Source organism: Aliidongia sp., from assembly GCF_035943795.1.
Lineage (GTDB): Bacteria > Pseudomonadota > Alphaproteobacteria > ATCC43930 > CGMCC-115725 > Aliidongia.
The window spans coordinates 37384-61362 of sequence record NZ_DASZBY010000111.1; the positions used below are offsets into that span (position 1 = coordinate 37384).

At 64.7% G+C, this 23979-nt stretch carries 16 protein-coding genes; 8 read left to right on the plus strand and 8 right to left on the minus strand.

The annotated features are described in order from the left end of the window. The first annotated feature begins 66 nt into the window (after positions 1–66). Genes VGV37_RS21715 through VGV37_RS21725 form a run of 3 tightly spaced genes read left to right on the plus strand, consistent with a single transcriptional unit; the run spans position 67 to position 3529 of the window. Positions 67–1017, plus strand: a complete 951-nt coding sequence (locus tag VGV37_RS21715) for an ABC transporter permease (protein WP_326881855.1) — start codon at positions 67–69, stop codon at positions 1015–1017. Continuing rightward, entirely contained in the window at positions 1014–1865 is an 852-nt protein-coding gene (locus VGV37_RS21720) for an ABC transporter permease (protein WP_326881856.1), read from the plus strand. Before VGV37_RS21715 ends, VGV37_RS21720 begins: the two co-directional genes overlap by 4 nt. Continuing rightward, the gene (locus tag VGV37_RS21725) at positions 1865–3529 is read left to right on the plus strand and encodes an ABC transporter ATP-binding protein (protein WP_326881857.1); all 1665 of its coding nucleotides are present in this window, start codon (positions 1865–1867) and stop codon (positions 3527–3529) included. Before VGV37_RS21720 ends, VGV37_RS21725 begins: the two co-directional genes overlap by 1 nt. Before the next feature lie 9 nt (positions 3530–3538). Here the strand turns inward: VGV37_RS21725 and VGV37_RS21730 are convergent, their stop codons facing one another. After that, entirely contained in the window at positions 3539–4027 is a 489-nt protein-coding gene (locus VGV37_RS21730) for an Lrp/AsnC family transcriptional regulator (RefSeq protein WP_349256466.1), read from the minus strand. Positions 4028–4250: 223 nt separating this feature from the next. Here VGV37_RS21730 and VGV37_RS21735 point away from each other — a divergent pair, with 223 nt between their 5' ends. Next, the gene (locus VGV37_RS21735; RefSeq protein WP_326881858.1) at positions 4251–5579 is read left to right on the plus strand and encodes an FAD-binding oxidoreductase; all 1329 of its coding nucleotides are present in this window, start codon (positions 4251–4253) and stop codon (positions 5577–5579) included. A gap of 244 nt (positions 5580–5823) precedes the next feature. On the opposite strand, the gene VGV37_RS21740 is transcribed toward VGV37_RS21735, so the two are convergent. Together VGV37_RS21740 and VGV37_RS21745 are read right to left on the minus strand one after the other, a co-directional pair. After that, positions 5824–7095, minus strand: a complete 1272-nt coding sequence (locus VGV37_RS21740; RefSeq protein ID WP_326881859.1) for a nucleotidyltransferase family protein — start codon at positions 7093–7095, stop codon at positions 5824–5826. Further along, positions 7088–7567 carry a lasso peptide biosynthesis B2 protein gene (locus VGV37_RS21745; RefSeq protein WP_326881860.1) on the minus strand — a complete coding sequence of 160 codons (480 nt, stop codon included), beginning with the start codon at positions 7565–7567 and terminating at the stop codon, positions 7088–7090. The genes VGV37_RS21740 and VGV37_RS21745 overlap by 8 nt, the downstream gene beginning before the upstream one ends. A gap of 161 nt (positions 7568–7728) precedes the next feature. Between VGV37_RS21745 and VGV37_RS21750 the strand changes: the two genes are divergently transcribed. The 4 genes from VGV37_RS21750 to VGV37_RS21765 all read left to right on the plus strand — a co-directional run bounded on the left by VGV37_RS21750 (position 7729) and on the right by VGV37_RS21765 (position 11123). After that, entirely contained in the window at positions 7729–7992 is a 264-nt protein-coding gene (locus tag VGV37_RS21750) for a PqqD family protein (RefSeq protein WP_326881861.1), read from the plus strand. A 7-nt stretch (positions 7993–7999) separates the two neighbouring features. Continuing rightward, positions 8000–9835, plus strand: coding sequence for an asparagine synthetase B family protein (locus VGV37_RS21755; protein ID WP_326881862.1), 1836 nt, complete (start codon positions 8000–8002; stop codon positions 9833–9835). 7 nt (positions 9836–9842) lie between these two features. After that, complete coding sequence (locus tag VGV37_RS21760) at positions 9843–10832, plus strand: hypothetical protein (protein ID WP_326881863.1); 990 nt, start codon at positions 9843–9845, stop codon at positions 10830–10832. A 135-nt stretch (positions 10833–10967) separates the two neighbouring features. Then, a complete protein-coding gene (locus VGV37_RS21765) occupies positions 10968–11123 on the plus strand; it encodes a hypothetical protein (RefSeq protein ID WP_326881864.1) in 156 nt (51 codons plus the stop codon). Here VGV37_RS21765 and VGV37_RS21770 read toward each other — a convergent pair. The 5 genes from VGV37_RS21770 to VGV37_RS21790 all read right to left on the minus strand — a co-directional run bounded on the left by VGV37_RS21770 (position 11118) and on the right by VGV37_RS21790 (position 23764). Continuing rightward, positions 11118–11324: a hypothetical protein gene (locus VGV37_RS21770; protein WP_326881865.1), complete on the minus strand. Its 207-nt coding sequence runs from the start codon at positions 11322–11324 to the stop codon at positions 11118–11120. The genes VGV37_RS21765 and VGV37_RS21770 overlap by 6 nt on opposite strands. Next, complete coding sequence (locus VGV37_RS21775) at positions 11321–13237, minus strand: prenyltransferase/squalene oxidase repeat-containing protein (protein ID WP_326881866.1); 1917 nt, start codon at positions 13235–13237, stop codon at positions 11321–11323. The genes VGV37_RS21770 and VGV37_RS21775 overlap by 4 nt, the downstream gene beginning before the upstream one ends. Before the next feature lie 494 nt (positions 13238–13731). Further along, entirely contained in the window at positions 13732–22287 is an 8556-nt protein-coding gene (locus VGV37_RS21780; protein WP_326881867.1) for a PIG-L family deacetylase, read from the minus strand. A 699-nt stretch (positions 22288–22986) separates the two neighbouring features. Next, positions 22987–23160, minus strand: a complete 174-nt coding sequence (locus tag VGV37_RS21785) for a hypothetical protein (protein WP_326881868.1) — start codon at positions 23158–23160, stop codon at positions 22987–22989. A 160-nt stretch (positions 23161–23320) separates the two neighbouring features. Next, on the minus strand, positions 23321–23764 hold the full coding sequence (locus VGV37_RS21790) for a cupin domain-containing protein (RefSeq protein WP_326881869.1): 444 nt from the start codon (positions 23762–23764) through the stop codon (positions 23321–23323). Between the last annotated feature and the right edge of the window lie 215 nt (positions 23765–23979).

The window sequence follows — 23979 nt, forward strand, 5'->3', positions numbered from 1 at the left end:
GGCTAGCACGCCATTTGCAGCTATTTTGCAACCTATGCAGCAGAGCACCAACGGGGGCGCGTGCGGATGAACACCCTGATTGCGACCCTCATCCTCCATCGGCTGGCCATCGCGATCATCACGCTGCTGATCGTCTCCTTCGCCGTGTTCTTCGCCACCAGCCTGCTGCCCGGCGACACGGCGACGATCCTGCTCGGCCAGGCGGCGACGCCGGAGGCCGTCGCCGGTCTCCGCGAGGCGATGCACCTCAATGATCCGGCGATCCTGCGTTTCCTGCGCTGGATACTGGGGCTGTTCCAGGGCGACCTCGGCACGTCCTACGCCAACAAGATGCCGGTGGCGGCGCTGGTCGGCGGGCGTTTCGTCAATACGTTGAAGCTCGCGGGGATCACGACGCTTGTCTCCCTGCCGCTGGCGCTCACGCTCGGCATCACGGCCGCGATGCTGCGCGGCACGCTCTACGATCGGATCGTGACCGTGCTCAGCATCGGCGTCATCTCCATCCCCGAATTCATGGTGGCGACGACCGCGGTGCTGCTGTTCGCGGTCTACCTCAGATGGCTGCCGGCGCTCTCGCTCGCGAACAATGTCCATTCGTTCGCCGATGCCGTCAGGATCTACGCCATGCCGGTCATCACGCTCACCTTCGTCGTCTCGGCACAGATGATCCGCATGACGCGGGCCGCCGTGATCGAGACGCTCGACACCGCCTATGTCGAGATGGCGCGGCTGAAAGGGGCCTCACGCGGCCGCCTGGTGTTGAAGCACGCCTTGCCGAATGCACTCGGGCCCATCGTCAACGCCGTGGCGCTGTCGCTGTCCTATCTCATCGGCGGTGTCATCATCGTCGAGACGATCTTCAACTATCCCGGGATCGCCAAGTTGATGGTCGACGCGGTCGCCACGCGCGACCTGCCGCTGATCCAGAGCTGCGCCATGATCTTCTGCCTGGGATACCTCATCCTGATCACCGCCGCGGACATCGTCGCCATCGTGTCCAACCCGAGGCTGCGATGACGAGCGCCGCCGTGCCCCGGCCGGCAGGATCGCACTTCGGCTACCGGTTCAGCCTGGTCGGCATCGCCGCATTCGCGGTCATTCTCGCCTGGGTGATCGTGTCCCTGTTCGCGCCCATCCTCATCCCGCATCCGGTGGGCGAGATCGTCGGCTCGGATTATTTCGAGCCGATCAGCGGCGACGCCTGGCTCGGCACCGACTATCTCGGCCGCGACATGCTCTCCCGCGTCCTGATGGGCGCGCGCTACACCGTCGGCATCTCGCTCGCCGCCGTCGTCATCGCCTGCCTCAGCGGCATCAGCCTGGGCATGACGGCGGCCGCGTCAGGCGGTCTCGTCGACATGTTCCTCAGCCGCTTCCTCGACGCCATGAGTTCGATCCCGAGCAAGCTGTTCGGCCTCGTGGTCGTGGCCGCGGTCGGCTCGTCGATTCCGGTGCTGATTCTGACGCTCGCGGTCATCTACATCCCCGGCGCGTACCGCTTCAGCCGGGCGCTCGCTGTCAACGTCAACACGATGGACTTCATGACCGTGGCACGCACCCGCGGCGAAGGCACACTCTATCTGATCGGTGCCGAAATCCTGCCCAACATCATCCGTCCGGTACTGGCCGACCTGGGGCTCCGGTTCGTCTTCATCGTGCTGCTGCTTTCGGGCCTGTCGTTCCTGGGGCTCGGGTTGCAGCCGCCCTACGCCGACTGGGGCGCGCTCGTCCGGGAAAATATCGGCGGCCTGCCCTTCGCCGCCCCGGCGGTCATCGTGCCCTCGCTCGCCATCGCCAGCCTCACCATCAGCGTCAACCTGCTGATCGACAACCTGCCGCACAAGATCAGGGACAGGAACGCATGATGGCCGGCAGCGGGAAGCTCGTCGAGATCCGCGACCTCAGGGTCGAGGCCAAGACCGACGCCGGCCGCCGGATCGAGATCATCAAAGGGGCGAGCCTCGACATCGCCAAGGGCGAGATCGTGGCGCTCATCGGCGAGAGCGGCTCGGGCAAGACCACCATGGCCTTGACGCTCATGGGGTATGCCCGCCCGGGTTGCCGGATTTCCGGCGGCACGGTCCTGGTCGACGGCAAGAACCTGGTCGCCCTCTCGGAGCGGGACCGCGCCCGGCTGCGCGGCACCGAGATGGCCTATGTCCCGCAAAGCGCCGCCGCCGCCTTCAACCCGTCGATGAAGATCATGGATCAAGTGATCGAGGTCACCCGCATCCACAAGCTCATGCTGCCGGAGAAGGCACGCGAGCGGGCGATCGCCCTGTTCAGGGCCTTGTCGTTACCGAGTCCGGAGACGATCGGCGAGCGCTTTCCCCACCAGGTCTCAGGCGGTCAGCTGCAACGACTGTCGGCGGCGATGGCGCTGATCGGTGACCCGAAGCTCGTCATCTTCGACGAGCCGACGACGGCGCTCGACGTCACGACCCAGATCGAGGTCCTGAAGGCATTCAAGTCGGTCATGCGCGGTGGCGGGATCACCGGTGTCTACGTCTCCCATGATCTCGCGGTCGTGGCGCAGATCGCCGACCGGATTGTCGTGCTCAAGGACGGCGAGGTGAAGGAGACCGGCACGACGGCGGAGATCCTCCATGCGGCGAAGCATCCCTATACCAGGGAGCTGCTCGCCGCCTTCGCGCCCAAGCCACACGACCAGCGGGCGGCGCGGGAGCCGGACCCGCAGCCCCTGCTCGAGATCGAGAACCTGACCGCGGGCTTTGGCCCGATCCAGGCGAACGGCCTGCCGCTCGTCCCCGCGGTGCAGTCGATCAGCCTGCGGATCGAGAAAGGCCGCAACCTCGGCATCATCGGCGAATCCGGCTCGGGCAAGTCGACATTGGCCCGGGCGATCGCGGGCATCCTGCCGGCCGCTTCCGGCCGCGTGACCTTCGAGGGCACGCGGCTCGCCGCCTCGGCGCACGAGCGGCGCCGCGACCAGCTGCGCCAGATGCAGATTGTCTTCCAATCCGCCGATACCGCGCTCAACCCGGCGAAGCCGATCGAGGATATCCTCGGCCGGCCCCTCGCCTTCTATCACGGGCTGGGCCGGCAGGCCCGCGACGCGCGCATCGATGAACTGCTCGACATGGTCAGGCTGCCGCGCGCGCTGCGCCAGCGTCGGCCGTCGGAGCTGTCGGGCGGGCAGAAGCAGCGCGTCAATTTCGCGCGCGCGCTCGCCGCCGAGCCGAAACTGATCCTGTGCGACGAGATCACCTCAGCCCTCGACACAGTCGTCGCGGCCGCGATCATCGAGCTGCTGAAGGAACTGCAACGGGAATTGGGCCTGTCCTATCTTTTCATCAGTCACGACTTGTCGATGGTCGAGGCGATCTGCGACGAGATCGTGGTGATGTACGGCGGCAAGCAGGTCGAGCAGATCAGCCCGAGGCAAGCGAAGCCGCTGCAGCATCCCTATTCCCAGCTGCTGTTCTCCTCGGTGCCGAAGCTCGATCCATCCTGGCTCGACCGGCTCGACCAGAACCCTGAGCTCGTGCGCGAGTATTGCCGCCATTGACCCCGGGGATCAGAGCGGGAACAGCTTCGTCAATGGCAAGTGATTCTTGACGATCGGCGACTTCAGCACGACGAAGCTGAAATATTTGTCGATACCGATGTCCATGTCGCTCAGCCGCTCCATGATCGTCTGATATTCCTCGATCCCGGAAGTGACGAATTTCAGCAGATAGTCATAGCCGCCGGAAATGAGATGGCATTCGATGACCTGAGCGATCTTCTCAATGACGGCGATGAAGCGTGCAAAATCAGCATGCCTATGATTTTTCAACGTAATCTCAGTGAAAACCATAAGGGTCGGCCCAAGCTTTCGAATATTGATCTGGGCTGAATAGCTCTCGATATAGCCCTCGGCCTGCAGCTTTTTGACCCGGATCAGGCACGGACTGGGCGAGAGATTGACGAGTTCGGCAAGCTCCACGTTCGTGATGCGGCCGTTCTTCTGCAGTTCATAGAGGATCTTGACGTCGATCCGATCGAGTTTCATGGGCCCGCCAATCTGGAGCGTCGGCTGTCGGGGCGCAGCATAAACTGCTGCGATCAGGCGAACCAAACTGTACCACAGCCGAGGCAGCACGCGACGGGCGACTGAATTCGTCGATAAAGCATAATCATTTTCCGAAAAGCCGGGCCGCAGAATTATATGCCGTGCGCGGGCCTTATATGGCAGCGCCTGTCCCGCAAAATCCCTAGATTGAACGGCAACGCTGGAGATGCCACCGATGCCCGCACCGCTGCTCACTGTCGAGACGTCGCCTGCTCTGCCGAAATCTGCAGACGTCGTGGTAATCGGCGGTGGCGTCGTCGGTGTTTTCGCGGCCTATTACCTGGCGCGGCGGGGCATCAAGGTCGCGCTGCTAGAGAAAGGCGCCATCGGCGCCGAGCAATCGAGCCGCAACTGGGGTTGGTGCCGACAGCAAAATCGGGACGCGCGCGAGTTGCCGATGGCTACCAAGAGCCTCGACCTTTGGGAGCGCTTTGCCGCTGAAAGCAGCGAGGTTACCGGCTTTCGCCGGTGTGGGCTGTTTTACCTGAGCAATGATGACGAAGAACTCGAGCGCTGGGCCCGCTGGCGCGATTTTGCGCAAACGGTCGGCGTTTCGACGCATATGCTGAACCGCGCCGAGGCCAGCGAACGCGGCCACGCCACCGGCCGCCTTTGGAAGGGGGGCGTGTTCTCGCCGACGGACGGGACTGCGGACCCGTCCATGGCGGCACCGGCCGTGGCGCGCGCGATCATGACGCTTGGCGGGACCGTGCATCAGAATTGCGCCGCCCGCGGCATCGAGACCGAGGGTGGCCGCCTGGGCAGCATAGTGACGGAAAGCGGCACGATCCGGACCAAGGTCGCCGTGCTCGCCGGCGGGGCCTGGGCCTCCTCCTTCTGTCGCCAGCTCGGGATTCGATTTCCCCAGGCCTCGATCCGCTCGTCGATCCTCGCGGTCTCGGCGCCTGCCGCCAACGGGCTGCCCGACGCGCTTCATACCGCCGGCGTTTCGGTCACCCGACGGAGCAACGGCCAATACACGCTCGCCATCAGTGGCCGCGGTCGGGTGGACGTGACACCGCAGCAGCTGCGTTTCGCGCCACAGTTTCTGCCGATATTCGCCAAGCGTTGGCGGAGCCTGGCTCCCGGCGGGCTCGAAGGCGCCCGCTCGGGCCACGAGACGCTGAAACGCTGGCGGCTCGATCGGCCGACCCCGATGGAGCGGATGCGGGTTCTCGACCCCGCCCCGGATCCGTCGACCATTCGCCTGACATACGATCGGGCGGTCGAGCTTCTGCCTGGCCTCGCTCAGACCAGCATCACCGAAGCTTGGGCGGGTTACATCGACAGCACGCCCGATGGCGTACCCTGCATTGGGCCGACCCCGAAAATCTCCGGCCTCATGCTCGCGGCGGGCTTCTCCGGGCATGGCTTCGGCATTGCGCCCGGCGCGGGCCATCTGGTTGCCGATCTCATCTCGGGGGCAGAGCCGATCGTCGATCCCAGGCCGTACCGCTTCGAGCGCTTCGATGCCTCAGCCTGGGGCCAGGTCGCGGACTTCTAGGTCCCGCGCACTGAACAGGGATCGAGGGGTCGGTGCGCCGGGCGTCCGCTTCCCTTCCCGCGGTGGCGATGAGGGTTCCCCGACGGTAAGACGCATCCGCGCCGCCCTTCTTCGGCTTTGCTGGTGGACCAGCCAGATCGAATGATGTCGACGATTTATCGCCGTAACGGACAGATGGACCAAGCATTGGCGCGAGATTTGAACCCGCTCTTCCGCTGCGACGAGGTCGCCGCCTTTCCCCGGATCATCTCGTCGCTGCGTTTTTCCAACGGCGACAAAGCCAAAGCGGCCACCGGAGCAACAAGTAGAGAAATTCCAATCGCTTCGGCAGGGACAGGTACAGCACGTCCTCCAAATTGATGCTCTTGCGTGCAATCTCGGCCAAGAAGGCGCGAGGCGTTCGCGCCAAAAGAAAATGCGAGACCGCCACGACGCTCGTGCCGAATGGCAGCTGGTAGATTTCCGTCTCGGCCTTGCCGCGGGTCATGCAGATCAAGGCCAGGCGCGCCAGCAATCTTGCCCGGCGCGAGCGGTGCAGCATCGCCGACAGGTCAGGCGGCAGCTCCAGGCCGAAAATATCCGCACAGAGCAGGAATGCCTGACCTAAAGCACGCTCGGAGCCCGTCTCCTGGGCTAGCCGATAATACGCCTCGATCTCGTTCCCGGTCTTGTCTTCCAGCAACGCCTCAATGTCGGCCAGCCATTTCAGGCGATACCAGCCATGGCCGGCGCCATGCACGCAGAGATAGACAAAGAGCTGTGCTGGCGGGAGCGTCTTGACGGCGCCGGAGCCGGAAATGTCGATCGGCTGCAACGTGGAGAAATCCAGCGTTTCATTGATCGGCATCGAGAGGTTCGTCAGGTTCCAGTGGAGTTCCAGCTCGATGTGCTTGGCCGGATGCCACCACACGATGTCCTTGTCGTAGCGCCGCCATAAGTCAAAACCTGCCTGCGAAATCTCCGGCGGGGGTCGCTGCTGCTCATAGCCGGCGGTCTTGAGCAGGCCGCATGCCGCTGAGAGCTGCACCTCCGGCACGGCGAGATCGATGTCCTTGGCATGGCGGATGCCGAGGCTGCCATAGGCCAGCGCCGCCAAGGTCGCCCCCTTTACCTGAGCACAATCGAGGCCCGCCTGGTCGAACAGGCCCTGCAATCGAAGCGACTCGGCGGCAAGCGCCAGGCTGCTGCGGGCTATTGCGGTCGCTGCTTTCCGAAGCGCCTGCCGAGTTGCTTCCGGCATGTCGATCCCGGTCCGCGACAGCCCATGCCAGACCAACCCTGCCACCCGCTGGCGGCTGACTACGCGCTCGAAATGAGGCCAGTCGATCGGGCGGGCCGCCGCCGCTCGGATGGCGGCGTCGCGATCAGGCGACGGCGGCCATCGGCAGCACATTGCCAGCAAGCCGAATTCCGGGCTGATCGTATCGGCCAGAAAATCGCCGGCACTCCCGCGCGGATCGCGCGGCCGCTCTTCGGGCCCCGTGCCCGTGATCCGGGCTGCCGTCGCGTCAGACAAAACAGACGGTCGGCGTGAAGCTGTGCGCGCTGGGATAGCCGGTGACTTCCACACCTGCCGCCAGCACCCAGGCGTGGGCTTCCAACCTGCCGGTTGCCGGCCGCCGGGCAGCCCCGAAAAAAAGCACCCCCGGCACTTTGCGCCGGCGCAACATCATCTTCGCGGCCAGGGCCTGGGGCAGGCATACCGCCTCAAAAGGGGCATAGCGCGCCGCACGCGTCACCGCCCAACCGATGTCTCGGACAAGCTCGATCTCGGCTTCGAGAAGCGTCGATCGCTGCACAGGGGTTAGCCCATCTGCCAGCGGCGCCACACGGCCGATACGGGGGGCGAGATGCCGGAACGGCACGATCAGGATGCTCGCACGCGCCAGCGAAAGCCATAGCGCCGCCTCGAACAAAAGCCGCCGGCGGCGACGGCCGATCCGTTCCAGCCTGCGGAACGTCGACGCGATTCGATACCACTTTCCCATGGCGGGATGATAGCTTCCGCAGCGGAGGCAGGCTATCCCAATGACAGGCTCGGGGCTTTGATTGGCGATTTTCGGTTGCCATCGTCATCCGGGAATGTTCAGAGATTCCGCATCGTCCAAACAAGTAACCGCTAGGCCTTTTTGTGACTCTTCCCCGTACAGTGTCGATTGCTGAGACCGCCATCTTCTCCCAGATTGCCGATGACGGCGTCGTCCTCGATATAAATGGCGGAAAATACTATTCTCTTTCGAGAACTGCTTCGTTCCTTTGGGCGTGCTTTCTGAAGGACGGCTCTGTCGAAGAGGCGATCGATCGGCTTGTCGATACGTTTGACATCGACCGTGCGACGGCCGAGAACGACGTGCGGGAACTGGTCGAAGACTTGCTGGCCAAGAAGCTGCTAGTCGCGCGCGAGGCCGATTAAGCCGGCCATGAGCGCATTCATCGCGATCCATCACCGGACCGGGCGCCCTGTCGATCGTCGCCTGCTGGCGCACCTGACTGCGGGACTGGCCTGGCGGGGGCCGGACGGTACGGGAACATGGTGCGAGGGTTCAATTGGACTGGGCTGCGCGCTGTTGCGTACGGACCCTGAAACCGAACGGCACTCCGGCCCGATCGGGCTTGATGGTTTGTACCTCGTCGGTGACGTGCGTCTGGACGATCGCGACAGGTTGCTGGCCTCGCTCAACGCCGCCGGCGCCCCGGTCGGCCGGGGCACTTCCGACGACGAATTGCTGCTCCATGCCTATCGGATCAGGGGCGATGACTGCCTCGACAGCCTGGCCGGCGATTTCTCGTTCTGCCTGTGGGATGGAGGACGGCGGCGCCTGCTGGCCGCCCGCGACCAGTTCGGTATCATGCCCCTCTATGTCGCCGAGATCGACGATGTCCTGGTGCTCAGCAACAGCCTGCTGTGCGTCAAGGCGCATCCGGCGGTCGATCTCGGCCTGTCGGAGGACGCGATCGCTGCCCATCTGGCGATCGGCATGAATGCCCGGTGCGACACCACTTTCTACCGCGGCATCCGTCGATTGGAAAACGGCTGCAAACTGATGGCTGCCGGCGGCACGGTCGAGAACTGCCGCTACTGGGCGCTGCCGGCGCGACCGGGTCCGGCCCACACGCGACGGCCGGCGGATCATGTCGACGCCTTTCGCGAACTCTTCGATCGGGCGGTCGGCGACCGGTTGCGCTGCGAGCAGGTGGCGACGGATCTCAGCGGCGGCATGGACGCGAGCAGTATCGCCAGCAGCGTCGCGACCCTGTGGGGGCCGGCGAAGACCCAACGGGCCCTCAGAGCCCACACCTTTTACTTCGATCATCTGTTGCCCGATGACGAAGGGCGCCTCGCACGGACGATCGCCGCGCAGCACGATATGCCGCTCGATCTATTCCCGATCGAGCCGCTGCTCGATATGGCCATCGCCCTGAACCCGCGACATGTCGCGCCGGAACCGGCGCAGGCGTTGCTCTCGTCCCACGATGCCGTCTTTGCGCGTGCCGCCGACCATGCACGCGTGCTGCTGCGCGGCTATGGCGGCGACCCGCTCTTCGATTTCGCCGGCCTGCCACCCGTGGGCGCGGCCGAAATCCTTCGCGCTCTGCCCGATATGGCCAGTCTCGGCCTGCGCCACCGGCGCAAACCCTGGAACGGTGTCCGCCAGCGCCGGCACGCGGGTCGGCGGCGGTCGTGGCCGCTGCGTTCCGACAGCTTGCTGGACCGCGATTTCGCCCGACGCGAACACATCGACGACCGCCGTCTCGCCTGGCTGGAGCAGCACCTGGCGCCCTCGGGAACCGGCATGGCGACAGATATCCTTTGGCGCAACCTGTTCGACAGGGCGGACGCGGATTTTACCGGCGTGCCGCTGCAGGTCCGATATCCGTTCTTCGACCTCCGGCTGGTCCGTTTCGTCAATGGCATACCGCCACTGCCTTGGCGGGGCGACAAGATGCTGTTGCGCCTGTCGATGGCAGGACGACTTCCTGCCGCGGTCCTGCATCGGCATAAGACGGCGCTTGCCGGCACGCCGATCAAGGCCTGGCTGCTGCGCGACGGGCCGAAGCCCTGGATGTTCGATCTGCTCTCGCTCGACGCCATGCAGCCCTACATCGACCGCGCGGCCGTGGCCGATCTGCTGCGCCATCCCGAGCGCCTGGATCAGGCGACCGTTGGGCAAATCTATTTCATCTGGACGTTGGCCATATGGTTGCGCGATCTGCCGTCCCGGCGCGAGCCGGCTGACATCGCGGCGTTCGGGTAAGCTTCCCATGCCGTGCTATCTGCTTCATGGCAAACGGGTCGTCCTGTCTTTCGCGTGGCCCGGGCTGGTCGAGGCGGCGGCGGGAGCGGATGCGGACATCGCATTCATGTTCGACGGCTGCTGCGATCCGCTCGCGTTGCCCTCCTTGACCGAGCCTGGCTGGATCGAGGTGCCGCTCGATAAGAGGGCCCATGCCACGGCCGCGCGGCTTTGGTGCCAGGCGACCCCCGACGGCGTCCGCCACTTGATCCGCTTCAGCGGCGGGGATGATCATGCCGAGTTTGTCATAGCCGCCGATACCGGCCGCGTCGGCGTCGTCTGGACCCGGCCCGAGGCCCAGATGGGCGATCTGGTGCATCTGGCCCTCGGCCCCGTGCTCGGGTTGATCCTGCGTCTGGAGGGACAGGTGACGCTGCATGCCGGAGCGGTGGCGATGGGCGGTTGCGCCGTCGCGATCGCCGGCCCGAGCGGCAGCGGAAAATCTACGCTGGTGGCCCATCTGATCCAGCACGGCGGCACGCTGCTGAGCGATGATATGAGCGTCATCGTCGCCGGCACGAATAGTCCGCTCGTCCTGCCAGGCCAAGGGGGCGTGAAGCTCTGGCCACAAAGTCTGGAACACCTGGGCGAAGCTTTGTCCGACTGGCCGACAATCTTCGATTCAGCGAAACGCCATATTCAGTTTGAGCCGGCCGTCTCGATCGCTCCGGTACCGCTCAGCGCAATTCTGCTGCTCGGCGGGTTTACGCCCGGGATTGAGGATCCGGTGCTGGAACGATTGTCGCCACGGGAGGCATTCCTGGCACTGGCGGCCGAACTCTATCTGCCTTTCGTGCCGCTTCGGCCCGCCGGGCAGGCGATTCTGTTTCAACGCCAATGCCTGGTTGCGTCCCGGGTTCCGATTCTCAGGGCCCTCCGGCCACGCGGCCTGGATGCATTGCCTGATTTATCTCGAACAATAGTTGAAGAAATCTTCAACGACACGCGTCGATCATGAGAAATTACTGCAGCAACCGTGTTACCGTTCGATCCACCATCTTTTTCGCTTTGGCGACGGTTGCATTTCTCTTATGATTGTGGCATCTAAATTCTCGTTCTTAAGAAAAACCGGCAAAATGAAGGCTTGGTGAGTATGTCCGTCAATACCGAGATAAAGAGTCGGGAATCGGTTCGAATTCCTTATGTGAAGCCGGAAATCACTTCGACGGACGAAGTGGCGGAGATTGTTAAGCACAACGCTTCCGGCAGCGGCAATGACAGCGGCACCGTGCCGAACGCCTATTCATAGGTGTTTTTTTCGCCAGGCGGCGTGAAGAATATTATAGCTATGGCGAAAGGCTTGATCTAGTTCCTGCGCGGTGCAAGGAAAACCAAGCCGTGTCGCATGCCGCGCCAGTTCTTGGTAGTTCTCGGTCGCTGCCGGAGCGGGCCTTATGTCCGGCTGTCCGGACAGAGCCTCGAGAAATGCCATGGCGGCCTGATAAGTCATCGATCTTTCCTGTGTGATACCGGCTCGATGGCACGCCGTGCGAGCGCCAGGGTGGCCAGCGCAGAAGCAGTGGTGAAACACCGCTCCTGATCGATGTATTTGGGTGGTGCACCGTCCCGGTCGGTTTGATGCGGAAGAACATGCAGCAGAGGCGCGCCGGCCGGCCAGCCACCGTCCCGTTCCTGCAACTGGAGCAACCGCGTCAACGCCGGCATGCCGTCGACGGCTGGCCCGTGGTTCAGCAGCGGACGGAGCACCCAGGCAAGGTCGAAAGTCGACAGGCTCGCGGGGTCGAGCGCGAGACACCAGGTCCGGGCGGCCGCGATCGCTGCGGCATCATCCGCCGGATTGAGGCTGTCAACGGCCAGGGCCGTCGCGAATATATCATTGTCCCACCAATAGGCGGTCCAGGCGCCGTCGGGCCGGTGGCGTCGACGGAGCCGCGCCAGCGTGTCGCCACCGAACAGCGGCGCCACGTTCGCCAGCACACAATCATGGCCCTGCCGCCAGCCGGCGGCCTCCGCCGTCGTCAGCACGCGATCATCCAGCCGTATGGGGGTTGCCGGTCCATAGGTTGCAACGCCGCCATCGGGCAGAAAATGTTCCGCCAGGAAGGCCTTTGCCGGTTCCAGCGCGGGTGATGCGATGCCCAGAGCCGCGGCGAGATGCAGGACCCAGGCCGTCGAATCCGCGTCCGGCGGGCTGACAGCATTGTAGCCCCATCCGCCACTCGGCCGTTGGCGCCTCAGCAGCCATGCAATCGCCTGCTCAGCGACGCTTCGGCCGCGCTCCTGTCCCGCCAGGGCGAGCTGGCAGGCGATGAAGCCGGTGACCCATTCGTCGCTTTCGCCGATCGACAGGTCGAAGTCACGCCAGAAGCCGCCTTGCCGACGGCGAGCGGCAAGGAAGTCGAGGGCGCGGTCCATCGCTTGGCTCAACAGCCTTTCGGAGGGAAGTGCCGACGCGGGTCGGCTCCGATCGTCGGTGGCGGCGCGCGCCGCCGGCAGCTGCCATTCGTGATGCATGCCGACATAGACTTTGGCCTGCCGGGCGCCTTTGCCGTCGAGCGTGACTTTGACATGGGTCAGCGCACACTGGAACGAGGCTAGGCGGTCCCTCGGCGCCAGCATGGCCGCGACGGCCCATGACGCGGGCCAGGGTGGCGCCGCGGTACCAGGGGTGATCCTGCCCCCCAGGGACAGCAGTGCCTGCGCTTCGGCGGGTAAGCATAGCCCTTCGCCGGTGAGCAGCTCGAACAGCCGCCGCCATCGCGGATCAGCGGCGCGCCGTCGGTTGATGAAGGCTTCCACGCCGAGGGAGGGTTGCCAATCGCCGTCCAGATCGAGTGCCACCGTCACGAGATCGACCTCATCCAGCATTCTGGCGAACACCTCCAGCGCTGCCGGGCGATCGCCGGGCCATCCGATCGCTTCGAGCAGAGGCAGCAGGTCGTCCCGGCCTAGATCCTTGATGTTGACGCGGATCGCAGAACCCACGCGGCCCACCATCACGCCCAGATGGCCGATCGAACCGACCCGCGCCGCTGCCGCGAAGCATGTTGAGAGTTTCGCCGCGATCTCGGGTTCGAGCCCGCCCCGCAACCGGGCGACTGCGTCGAGCATCAATGCCTCGCGCGCGGCCCGGTCCCGCGGATCTTCGCTTCGGTTGTGCACGTCGAGAAAAATTCCGGGCACCCGCGCGAGGCGGCAGTCCTCACCGTCCGGCAAGTCGTATTCCAGATATATGTCCCGGAAGACCGTTCCGAACGCATTGCCTCGCGCCCAGGCGTCGAGGAAGCGATGCAGCCGCGCCGCGGCACCTCCATCACCAGCATGCGACAGGGCATCGAGATGGTCGAGGACGTGTCCCGAGCCGGAAATCTCGTTTGCGTTGAGCAGCTGGTGGAGATCCACTCGGTCGATCCCGCCTCCGAGCCTCAATTCCAGCCCGATATGGGGTACGGGCGGCAGAGTCCGAGCCAGTCTATCCAGCCGCTGTCGAACCACCGGGCCGACCGGGCAAGCATCCCAACTGGACCACAACAAGTCGAGACAGCCCGATGCGGCTAGAAGGCGCTCTATCGTGGAATCCGTCATTGCCCTCGTAACTCAGACCGTCTGGTATCCCGGCCCGCCAGCTCTACGACATGTTGCGCGCCCCGTTTCAGGCACTCTGGAGCATCTTCCGGAACGAAGGGGATGCGATCGCGCAAAAGAGAAGAGCCTTGTTCATCAGTCGTCCAATGCCCTGGCATTCTGAAGAAAGCCAGGATTGAAGCGAGCATAGACCCTCTCCGTCACTTTGGTGCCAGGATGTCCAAGGCGCTTCGGAAAAAAAATTCCGCTGGCGGCGTTTCCAGCACGCTGAAAGGCCGCCTGATTGCCGAGAATTCCACCCGAGTTTCCATTCAACCAGGAACGGACGAAATTGCTGCAGTTGCCGTGGGCAACGAGTTCGGCGCATGGGTCGATGCCGACGAAGATGACCGCGACGACACGGAAGCCGCTTTCCGGGATCGACCATTCTTCGGATCCCATGGAGCCAGCAGGCCCAGCAGGACGCGAAGGCTCATGCCGGCACCAACGACGATGAGCGGCGAGTAGGTCTTGAGAATACCCTTGTCCACCAGACGCGGCTTCGTGATGTCGGTGGGGTTGGATTCCGCGCCCTTCAGCGGTGCGTTGAGCCAGGGGATGACCCGGCTTTGCCGAACGAGCGGGCCCATCTCACGATTGGCACGGAACGCGTCCACATAGGCGTTCCGGTACCCGTTCATGAACACCATGTCGCCGAGCGCGTAGCCCACCTGGATCAGACCCGCCACCGGATGACCGGAGCTGAAGGCCTGGATCGCGTGCGGCACATCGGCGGCCATGAACGGCACGGAGCCGATGGTGGCGCCCTTCATGGAAAATTCCTGCAGGCGGGCGACGAACGACGGCTTGCGCACGCGACTGCCGACGGGGCTTTCGCTCGGATAGATCACATTGGCGCGATCGCCGAGCCCCTGAACGAACTGGACGAACCGGGACCGGCCTTCATTTCCAGGATAGTTCGCGCGCGGCTTCTCGCCCTCCGATTGGACGGCATGGTCCATCGCATCCCGCTCCGCCTGATTGGCCAGGCCCCGAGGGATGAGGACGCTGGCATCGCCGGCCAAGTGGACCGGCGTGAAGCTCACCGTCGCCGTATTGCTCGCCGCCGTCGCCGTTTGCGAGAGCGATCCGAGAGATGATGCGACGAGGCTGTCCTTTGGATCCGCTACCAAATCGAGCACCTCGCGAAGCCCGCCAGCGTCATGGTTGATCGCGAGACTCGCCTGCCGGAGCGGCTCGAGCACGCGCCCCAGCTCGCTTTTCGGCGACACCAGACTGCCGGGCGCCCCATCCAGGATGCGATAGGCATCACCGTCCTCGGGGTTGATCTTGAGGATTTCGCCCGCGAGCGCCAGGCTGTTCCGATCCGACGGCCGTATTCCTCTGACCATCCCGCGCCAGCCACCGATTTGCTGACGGACCCCGTCGAGGCCTGGGCGGGTATCCTGGCCGACCGGCACCAGCTGCCTGCCAAGTCGGTTCCTCGCAATCTGCGTCATGGCCCCGACTGCCGCACGATAGCCGAACATGCCAAGCCCGGTGGTGGCCAGCAAGCCGCGGGTCGCCATATATTGGCCTCCTTCATACCCCCACCGCGCGCCGACATAGACGCCCGCGGCGGTTCCGGTGAGATTGCGGGCGGCCTTGTAGACGCCCCGCCGAACCTGCTTGGGGGTCATGCCTTTCTTGACCGGGGCGGTGAGCACATCTCCGGGCTTGGGACTGTATTTGGCGGCGGCGTTCATCGCCGTATAGTGGGACAAGCCGGCCCGCGAATTGATGATCGCCGTTCCGCCTTCGATCAGTTCGGGATCGATATGGCCACTCTTGATGGCAGCGGCGAGAACCTCCGGAGGGCCGATCAGCTTATAGACGGTCGGCGTCCATTCGATCGCCTGCTCGCCGGGGTTGTTGGTGAATTTCGTCTTGTAGAGCAGGTTCGCTTCCGCTTGCGCCCCTGAAATGTTCGCCCAGGGACGGGTATTCCCGACCAGGTCGAGGCCCGTCCCTGCGGGACCGATGACCTCATGAAGCGGCTGATCGGAAGAGACATAGGCAACCGCGTCCCTCCGGGGGCCATGCCAGAAGCTGCCGTCATCGCCCTTGAGATCGAGCCGATCCCGCAGCGAGGTATGCTCGGGAACATGCGGCGCGCCGGCCTGGGTCAGATAGAACCACTGCGGCTCCTGCCCCGAGGTCATCGGAACCGGGCGCTCGCCGGCGCCGCTCGTCGCGAGCTGCCAGTAATCGACCATCAGATCTCGCAGCTCCGCCGTCGTCTGCGGGCCGACCAATGGGGGACGCTTTGAAGGATCCGCGATCGGCACAGTCTCCACCGTCGCCGGGTCGCTCTTCGACACCGTGATCCTGGTGAGAGGAGCTGCTTCTGCTGAATTCAGCGCGGTCTCATCGGCAGCAGCTAGCGGGGCCGACAGGATTTTCAGAAGCGCCGCTGTCGTCTCCGGCGGCATGGCCGGAATGCGCATGAGCTCCCGCTCGCGAGCATTGCCGAAGGTCTTTGAATGGCCCGGCGGCTGGCTGCCGTATTCGTGTTCCAGCGCTCTTTGCCTCGCATCGAATTCGCTCGGATGGAGGTTGAGCTCGATCGTTTCGCTCGGAATGAGCGGCTTCAGCTCATCGAGACTATACCAGCCTTCTTCGACGCCTTCGACGATCGGAGGCGCGGTCTTGTCGGTCTTCGCCGTATAGGTCGCAACGGCGTCATCGACCATTCTGTGCGCCTCGTCATGAGCTTCGTGGATTTTGGGATCCTTACCCGTCGTGAAGATGAAATCGTAGTCCTGCTCCTCCAGCTTGCCGCCGATTTCCCGTTGAATCGCCGGAATGTCCCAATCGGCCTTTATGGCGTACCGGACGTTGTTTCTGGGCGCATTGAACGGGTTGAAGTCGGGATTATTCATGACTCTATGGGCCAAATTGGCGGCGCTCCCCTTGATCGCCCCCCAAAATCCCCTCATCTCGCCCACACGCCGTGCGGCGTAAGCCACCGGATCCGACTCTTCCTTCCCTGCCGCGTCGTAGCTTTTTTCAGGCATTCCCTTTTTCGACAAACCATACATCGATCCGCCGTTGGATTCCGTCAGATAGACCGTGTCTATCTTGAACCCTGCCTGGAGAAGTCTCGTGAACGCGCCGGCGCTCAAGGTCTCGTCGTCGGGATGCGCGAGCACGACGAGAATTCGCTTCAATAGAGTGGCTTCCGGGACATTTTCCAAGGCTCCGGTACCCGCAGTTTCACTGCTCAGGAGCCTGGCTGCCGGTTTGCGGATCGCGGTTTCGACCGGATCGGACGCGATCGCGGACGATTGGCGCGCTGCCTGCGTGCGCTGCGTCTCCAGGATGTCCGCAGCGAGCAGCACCCCCAGCTTTTCGCTTTCCGCTTCCGAAACGGGGATGCCCGCGGGCGGGCTGCCGCTGCCCAAGATGTCACGGGCGTTTCGCGCCGCCTCCTGCACTGCAGGATCTGACGATTGCACCGCCTCGTCCAGGTAACCGTTGATCGCCTTCCAAGTGACATTCGTCCACTTGTTGCCCGACTTCTTCAAGACACCGAACGCGATCTGTGCCCGTGCCGAGGCGCCCGAATAGGGGTCACCTGCGCTTTGCACGCGGATATCTTCCGCGAGCAGCGCGCCCAAGGCTTCGCCTTCCGGGGCCAGGACGATGAAGCCCTTTGATCGATCGCCGCTGCCCAACGCCGCTCGCGCCTTCTGCGCCGCATCACCCAAGGCCGGGTCGGGCGATCGCGATGCGTCGTCCACATAGTCGTTGACCGCGTTCCACGTGGCGTCGTCCCACCTGTAACCCGCTCCCTCCAAGGTCGCGAATGCGACCTGGGCCAGCGGCGAGGCGCCGGAAAGAACGGTTTCGGGATCTGCCGGCTGATCGACGCCGCTCTCTGGCGGCACGGTCGTCGCCGCGGTGTCGGCCGGCGGCTCTCCGACAGGAAGGGGCTCCGATCGATCCGGGCCCTGCCCGGCCGGCACGGTAAACGCCGCTGTTTCGGTCGCAGGCTCGCTGTCGGAACGATCCGTTGGCTGCTCGGAGTCAAGCTCGGAAGGCACGATGGGCGTCGCCGCCTCGTGCGCCATATTTTGGATGACTTCCTGTCCGTCGTGGTTCGAGACGATGTCCTGGAGGGTTGTCGGCACGGTCATGATGAGCGCGCCCAGGACGTCGTCGCGCGTCAGGTTGTGATGATCGAACACCTGGTCCGACACTTCGCTCTGCGCGAGCCCCGAACCGAAGCCGACCACGGCCTGGGCGACGATCCGCCCGGTGGGAATCCAACCGCTGAGGCCGCCCGTAGGGACGGCAAGCGCCATGCCGATCCCTTGTTGCTCCGCCGCCTGGCGGATGTCCCCCCACGAAAGGGTACCGTGCGCTCCGTCGGCGATCGCGGTGTTTGCAAGCGTGGCGACGCCTTGCACGCCCTGCATCGTGACGGCGCCGGCGGCCGTGGAGATCACCCGTCTCGACAGGGCGATCGGCGCCTGTGCCCCAACGCTCGCCGTCGTTTCATCCGCCGCGGCAACGGTCTCGCTGCCGGCCTCCGTCGCGGTCGCCGACGTCGTTGCCGCCGTGCCCGCGGCGGTCGAGGTAGCCGCGCCGGTCGTCGCGGCGGCCGCAGTCTCGGTCGTCGCAGTGACGGCGGTTTCGGTCGCCGCGGTCGCCACCGTCACCGCAGCCGTACCGGCGATCTTGGCCGAAACCCAGCCGGCGGCGGCGGGTCCGACGGCGTCGGCCGCGGCCTCGACCACTTCCGTCCCGGTATCGACGGCGAACTGCCCGGCCTCTTTCCAACTGGCGTGGCCGGTGGCCAGATCTGCGCCGAACTTGACGACGGTGACCTTGCCTTCGACGGTGTCGAACGCCTCTTCGACGACGAAGGCCGCGGCGAACCCGACGAGCACATTGCCGCCGCTGAGAACGGTGCCCGCGATGCCGGCGGTCACGGCCAACGCATCCTCGCCGACCGTCGCCCAGATCGACTGATGGTGCGGCGGAGGCGGCGGGGGCGTGTCGAGCTTGAGCAGCGGATTGGCGTTGCCGCCGGCATCCGCTTCCGATACGCCGCCCACGACCTGCACGACGGTACCGGTCACGTGCTGGGTCAGGGACAGGTTCTGGCCGGCCCAGTCGGTCGTGATGGCACCCGTCGGGCCGAGCCAGACGGTCGAGCCATCCTGCTTCTGTACCCGGAAGCCGGCGGCCAGCTGCCCGTCGATCATGACGGGCGTCGCCTGCAGCGCGATCGAACTGCCGTTGCCGAGCGTGGCGACGCCCGCTTGCCGCTTGATTTGAGCCACCATCTGGCCGAGCGTCGTGTCGCTGTAGACGATGGTATCGGGCGAGACCTCGCCCGGCCGCAGCCCGTAGGCCTGGCTCACATAGGCGGAAAGCGTGCTGTCGGACGTGGCCAGCTGCAAGGTCGTGCCGTCGGCACTGGCGGCGTCGGCCATGTCTTCGGCCGTCGTATCGGATGCCGGGGCGGGTCCTGACGTGCCATCCGCTTTCTGCTGGTAGAGCGCGTCCTGGATCGTCGAGACGAGGTCGGCATTGCCGAGCTTGCCGGCCGTAACCGTCTTGTCGTTCTGCTGATACTGGTAGCCGGTCGACAGATCTTCGGCGAGCCAGGCGGGCGCCGAGTTCGCGCCGCTGAACGAGGCTTGGATCCAGGATTTCAGATTTTTCGCCGCTGGATCGTTCGGCTTGCCGAGTTGCCCGCCGACGGCGGTCAGTAGCGAGACCTTGTCGTTCTGGGCGGCGGCGAGCGCGGCCGGGTCGCCCGTTACCTGAGGATCATCCGGCAGCGCCGCATAGATGATGGCAGCATCGCGATAGCCGGCAGCGCTCTTGAGGTTGCCGGCGGCTTGGGCAAGCATGTTCGTCACGCCGCCGGTCGCACCACGCCCATCGAAATTGGCGTAGACCGCGAGCGTGAGGCTTGGCGAGAGCTGGGCCGCCTGCATCAGCGGTGCGGCGGTGCCGAGCGGATCGTGGCTCGCCGCGGCCTTGGTCGACGCGTCCGCCAGCACCAGCTTCGTTGCCGCACTCCCGACGACCCCCGTAATGATCTGCCGCGCGACCGGACCGTTCGGATCGTTCTGTTCATAGGGAGCGATCGCCTGCGCTTCACGGGCGAGCGTCGCCGGCCCGTTGCCGGGATCGGTGCCGGTGGTCGCCGTCATCACCTCGCTCGCGATCAACTGCTGGACGCGGGCATCGCCCAGCACTGCCTGGGTGACGCTGCCGCCTGGATCGGCGCCGTTTTGTTGCAGCGGGCCGAGCGAGGCATCGAGCGAGAGCGCCGCCTGCCGGGGATCGTTGCCGCTGCCGAGGCTGGACGCCGTGATCTCGCCAGCCTGAATCAGCGACGGCAGCTGCTTCAGCAGAGGCGCGCTGGACATATGGTCCCGCATCACCTGCACTTCGGCCAGATACAGCCAGTTGGCGTTCTCGTCGTCGGTGAACAGCGTGTTGCCGGCGAATTGGCCTCGATAGACCGATTGGAGTTCGGCCGTGACCGCCTGGTTCAGCGCCTGCTGCGCCGACGCGAGGGCGGCCGGATTGCCCGAGGCCTTGGCCTTCGCGAGATCGTCGTACGCCTTGTTCGTGGCATCGACGGACGAGCGCGATGGCGCCCTCGGCAGCGATGCCTGCATGCCTGCTTCCGCCTGCTGCACCGTTGTTGGCGAAAAGAGACCGAGCGCGGTCACGTCGTCGGCCGCCTTCGCCGTCAGGTAGTCGACCGGCATGAGCTCGCGCGATCCGGTGTTGTCCTGCTGCCAGGCGGTATCGAGCTGCTGCTGCTTGCCGGCGATCATCGCCCGCGCCAGCGCCTGGCCGTCGGCCGGGGCGTAACCGGCGGACATCATGACCTGGGCCGCCGCGGCCGCATTCGGGTCGACGCCCGTCGGCAACGAGCCGTTCTGCTGGGCGCCCGTCGCGGCCGCGAGCGCCTGGTCGTAGCCGGTGTGCGTCTCGTCCGCCGTCAGCGTCGGATCCGCCGGCGGAACGAGCGGGCTTTTCGGCTGCAGCGGGGTCGCGGCCAGTTGCTTGTTGCCGTCGAGATCGCCCTGGAAGCCGTTCCAAGCCCAACCATTGTCGTGATTGCCGCTGCTGGTGGCCGCGGGACCACCATGGCCTTCGGACAGGGCTTCCCAGCCATGCAGCAGGTTTGGCGAGAGGTGCTGCTGACCGAGTTTGGTCTCGACCTCGGGCAGCAGCTTGTCGAGCTTGCTTTGGCTACGGCCGAAGCGGCTGGCCGAGAAAGTCGAGTCCGTCGCGTTCGCCGCGTCGTAGCTCCATTGCTCGATGTTCTTGACCAGCGCGGCACCACCGGGCGCGCCCGCCTGCGCCGCGTTCTGCATCACGTCATAGAGGCCGGCGGTCGAGACGTAGGTCTGCGACGCCTGATCGTTGCTGGCGCCCGACTGGTCCTGCAGATAGCGATGGAGCGTGGGCGCGGCCGTCCCGACGATCTGGCTTGCGAGTTCCGGGTCGATGGAGCCGCCCCGGACGGTCTGGTAGAGAAAGCCAACACCGTCGGACTCGGTCCCCTTGGAGGTCGAGACGGCCTGCATCGTCTGATTGATCTGGCCGGACAGCGTCGGCACGAAGCCATTCGCCATCAGCGCCTGGCGACCGAGCGTCGGATCGATGCCGCTCGACGGCAGATCGTCGAGCGAACTCGACAGCGATTTGACGCCATCCTGCTCGCCATGCTCTTGCCGGTCGATCGCATCGAGATCGGGCGGCGAGCTGTCGGCATAGCACTCGTCCGGCAGGGCTTCGTCCTGCTGCTCGAGGATCTGGGCCTTGGCAATGTTTTCGCCGGCCCAGAGGTCCGCACCGAAATGGCGCAGGTCCAGGCCGCTCGTCGACAGCGCCGAGGCATGGTTGGCCGCGACCGCGTCGCGCGCGATCTGCAGGCTCTGCGGGTGGCTCAGCAAGGCCGAAGCGTCCGCCTGCCACTTGGCCGAACCAGGGGCTGCATAGAGACCGCCGTGCCCCTCCTCATAGTCCAAGACCTCTTCATCGAAGCCTGCCGTCTCGAGCCCGCTCGTCGCCGTCTTGAGATCGGGTGCGCCCGGTTGATGGGACGCCGCCTGGCCGTAGGACGTCACGGCAGCCGCGGTCTGCTGCGGCAGCAGCGTCTTCGCGGCGTCGAGCTCGCCGCCCTGCGCGAGGCTGCCGAGGTCGCTTTGCTGCACGCCGGCCGGTAGCGGGCCGCCGGCCATCGACGCAGTGAAGGCATCTTCCGCCTGGCCCAGGCCCTTCGGGTCCGCGAGCATCTTCTGCTCTTCGGCCGTATAACCCGCCGTTCCGACGGCGTAGTACGTGCCGTGCTGCGTCATGTACGCGTCGACTTCCTGGGAAAAAGCCGCATTCTGGACAGCCGCCTTCGTCGCCGGCGTCTTGTTCAGGGCGTACTGCTTCAGGACCGAGGTGGTTGCCGCGTGGTCGGCCTGCCCCCGCGCATTGGCCGCCGCCGACGCGAAAGTCGAATCCAGTTGCGCCGGCGTCATGCCCCGCGGCAGGGACGAGTCATACTCCTGGTGCAGCTTCGTACGGACTGCGTTGTAGGTACTGGGATCGGCTAGCAGCGATTGGGCCGGATCACCTGCGCTCTTGTCGCTGCCGTTCTTGGCATCGGCGAGCGCCTCGTTCCACAGCGCCGTCAACAAATGCGCCTCATCGCTCGGACTACCGGCACGGTAGTTGTCGAGCGCGGTCCGGGTCGCCTGCTGCTGCGGCGGTGGCGGGGGTGGTGGGGGCGGGGGCGGGGGCGGCGGTGAAATGGCCATCGGACCGTAGCCGTCGTCGAACGATATCCGCTCCATTGCTCGCCTCATCAATTCGAGCGCGCCGACCCCACTGCCTTGGGGGGCGACGCGCGATTCCTCAAACGCAAACCACGGGAATAGCCGGGCTTGCCGCGCCAAATCTGCTTAAGGTCCGCTGCTGGGAGACAGTCTTCGAATGGCATCGCCTCGCAGCTGGCGAGGTTCGACGGCCCTGGTTCGGTGGTTTCGCCGGGCACAGGTCGCCTCGGGCAATAGGCCCGGTTTCAACCACCCTCGCCCGCCGGGGCTTCTCTTCTTCGTCAGAGGTTCCTCAAACGCCTATGCATAAGTATCGTGGCATGAAGATTTTACAATATAGAAAATGTATTATATTTGTAATATACTATAAATAAATGTTATACAGGTGCACGCGCTGGCTATCTGGCCTCCCGTCGGCAGCTGGTCAGGGGTAACTCGTGATTAGGCGCCGGCTGTAAGGAAACCCGATGCGCGCTGGAAACGTTTAGCCAGGGCGAGTGTCAACGGGCAAATATCCCACTGTTTCTCAGTCGCGATCGATACACATCATCAATGTGTAGATAGATGAGATCGTCCATGTCGATCGGGGAAATGGCGGTGATGTCGTTCCTGATAAATCGGTACGGCGTTCCAGTGCCGATCGACGCCTCACGTGTTTGATCTCGAAAGCACAGGAGGGGTCGAGCCGCCGCGCTTGTTCACAGTTTGACGGCAAGCTCACGCTATTCGAAAAGCTGATTGGTCATTTTCGTTTTCGATGAAGATCGTGCGCCCGTTGTCGAACCAGAACGCAATGTGGCCTCCGGCAGGGGTGGCCTCCAGTTCCTCCAGTTGCAGCTCGAGCTGCTCGATCTGGCGGTACAGCCGTTCGGACGATAGGCCAGACTGCATCCGGCGCGGCTTGGATTCGCGCCGAAGGGACGAGGACGATGCCGGTGTGCTGAAGATAGATAAGTTCGTTCGAAGTCAGCGAGGGTGAGGACTGATACTGGTACTCTGGGCTGAGGGCGCGAGCTGATTGCCCGCCCCCTCGAGACGCCCTGCGCGCTGGTCAGTGCTCCAGATCTTCCGCCACGGTCGGCTTCACCTCCTTGAGGTTCATGCGGCCATCGTAGACCGGCAGCGCGCCCGTCGTCGGGCCGGGATACTGCAGAAAAAGCACCGTCCCGCCGGTGTCTGTCTTCATTTCCCATTCGAAGTGGGGATCCGGCATGAACGCGAGCGTGCTCGGGCCATAAACCTTGCCATTGATCTTGAATTCGCCGTCGATGATGTACCAGACCTGGGCGAAATCATGCTTGTGCAGCGGAAAGCCGGCGCCGGGCTCGTATTTCAGGAAGCCGAGATTGGGCTCGGTCGGACGCTCCGGCCGGGGGTGGAACAGGAATTTGGTAACGTTCTTGAAGCGGCCCATCTCCCATTCCATGTCGTCCGGGTGCTTGAACTCTGGGGCATTGTGCGTCGACGTGACGAGCGGCTCTTTCGTGATGGACATGATTCATCCCTATCCTTGGCTGAGTGAAAGCGGGGACGGGCGTCAGTGCGACGAGCCCGTCGGTCGAGGTGCTGCGTCTGCGAGCAGTTCGGGCAGGCGCTCGGCGGGCGGCGTATTGCGCGAGCGCTGAGCGCGCACAATCCCGTCGATGACGACCATCCCGATGCCCGGAAGGTCGCCTTGCTGGATGGAATTGAGGAGGGTCGCCCCGCCGG

Bases quoted from the DNA above. Each gene is read 5' to 3' on its own strand.
- VGV37_RS21715 (WP_326881855.1), top strand. From the start codon at position 67: ATGAACACCCTGATTGCGACCCTCATCCTCCATCGGCTGGCCATCGCG.
- VGV37_RS21720 (WP_326881856.1), top strand. From the start codon at position 1,014: ATGACGAGCGCCGCCGTGCCCCGGCCGGCAGGATCGCACTTCGGCTAC.
- VGV37_RS21725 (WP_326881857.1), top strand. From the start codon at position 1,865: ATGGCCGGCAGCGGGAAGCTCGTCGAGATCCGCGACCTCAGGGTCGAG.
- VGV37_RS21735 (WP_326881858.1), top strand. From the start codon at position 4,251: ATGCCCGCACCGCTGCTCACTGTCGAGACGTCGCCTGCTCTGCCGAAA.
- VGV37_RS21745 (WP_326881860.1), bottom strand. From the start codon at position 7,567: ATGGGAAAGTGGTATCGAATCGCGTCGACGTTCCGCAGGCTGGAACGG.
- VGV37_RS21755 (WP_326881862.1), top strand. From the start codon at position 8,000: ATGAGCGCATTCATCGCGATCCATCACCGGACCGGGCGCCCTGTCGAT.
- VGV37_RS21760 (WP_326881863.1), top strand. From the start codon at position 9,843: ATGCCGTGCTATCTGCTTCATGGCAAACGGGTCGTCCTGTCTTTCGCG.
- VGV37_RS21765 (WP_326881864.1), top strand. From the start codon at position 10,968: ATGTCCGTCAATACCGAGATAAAGAGTCGGGAATCGGTTCGAATTCCT.
- VGV37_RS21770 (WP_326881865.1), bottom strand. From the start codon at position 11,324: ATGACTTATCAGGCCGCCATGGCATTTCTCGAGGCTCTGTCCGGACAG.
- VGV37_RS21780 (WP_326881867.1), bottom strand. From the start codon at position 22,287: ATGGAGCGGATATCGTTCGACGACGGCTACGGTCCGATGGCCATTTCA.
- VGV37_RS21785 (WP_326881868.1), bottom strand. From the start codon at position 23,160: ATGCAGTCTGGCCTATCGTCCGAACGGCTGTACCGCCAGATCGAGCAG.
- VGV37_RS21790 (WP_326881869.1), bottom strand. From the start codon at position 23,764: ATGTCCATCACGAAAGAGCCGCTCGTCACGTCGACGCACAATGCCCCA.